Raw genomic sequence first — 1002 nt, forward strand, 5'->3', positions numbered from 1 at the left:
TGACCTGACCGGCTGGCTTTGGACCGGGCTGATTGAGAGGATCAGCCAGGACCGGAGGAGTCGGACATGCGGCGAGGTCAGAAGACGAACGCGGAGCAGGTGGTGCTCAAGCTGCGCCAGATCGAGGTGCAGACAGCTCAGGGCAAGAGTTTGGCTCTTGCATGCAGGGAGGCGGAAATCTCTGAGCAGAGCTATTATCGCTGGCGTAAGGAGTACGGCGGCTTGAAGGTCGATCAGGCCAAGAAGATGAAGGATCTGGAGCGCGAGAACGCCCGGCTTCGTCGCCTGGTAGCCGATTTATCTCTGGAGAAGCAGGTGCTGGCGGACGTCGCCTCGGGAAACTTGTAGCCCCTGAGCGACGCAGGCAGGCGGTGGACGGCATCCGGGAGAAGTACGACCTCTCGGAACGTCACGCCTGCCGGATCGTCGGCCAGCATCGGGGCACGCAGCGCTACGTGTCCACGTTGCCGGCCGATGAGGATGCGCTGACCCGTGCCATCATCGCCTCGGCGTCCGAGTATGGGCGCTACGGCTACCGCCGCGTCACCGCGCTGCTGAAGGCAGCAGGATGGCAGGTGGGTAAGGATCGGGTTCAGCGCATCTGGCGTCGCGAGGGGCTCAAGGTCCCGCAGAAGCACCGACCACGCGGTCGCCTGTGGCTGAACGATGGATCCTGCGTGCGGCTGCGCCCGCTCCATCGCAACCACGTCTGGAGTTTTGACTTCGTCCAGGCCCGGACCCACGACGGACGCTCGCTCCGGATCCTGACGCTGATCGACGAGCATAGCCGGGCTTGTCTGGCGCTGAAAGTGGCGCGACGCATCAACAGCGGGGGCGTGATCGAGGCGCTGGCGGAGGCGCCCCGAAAGCCGGCGGCCACCTTTCGGGATGATGCGCTAGATCCCCACGCGCCCGATGGCCGGCAGCTTGATCCCCGGGCGGCGCAGGTCGATCCCGGCCACGCCACCGAGCAGGTTCAGCTCCAGACCCTCGACCCAGGCG

Annotated in this window: 2 pseudogenes; one reads left to right on the forward strand and one right to left on the reverse strand. The window is 65.7% G+C overall.

The features are described from left to right. Positions 1 to 66: 66 nt before the first annotated feature. Positions 67 to 860, forward strand: a pseudogene (locus MKK67_RS04375) (IS3 family transposase); the annotation flags it as partial. A 36-nt stretch (positions 861 to 896) separates the two neighbouring features. On the opposite strand, the pseudogene MKK67_RS04380 reads toward MKK67_RS04375, so the two are convergent. Beyond that, a pseudogene (locus tag MKK67_RS04380) lies at positions 897 to 1002 on the reverse strand (DUF3750 domain-containing protein); the annotation flags it as partial.

The sequence above is a fragment of the Methylobacterium sp. J-072 genome (assembly GCF_022829425.1).
In the GTDB taxonomy this organism is placed as follows: Bacteria; Pseudomonadota; Alphaproteobacteria; order Rhizobiales; family Beijerinckiaceae; genus Methylobacterium.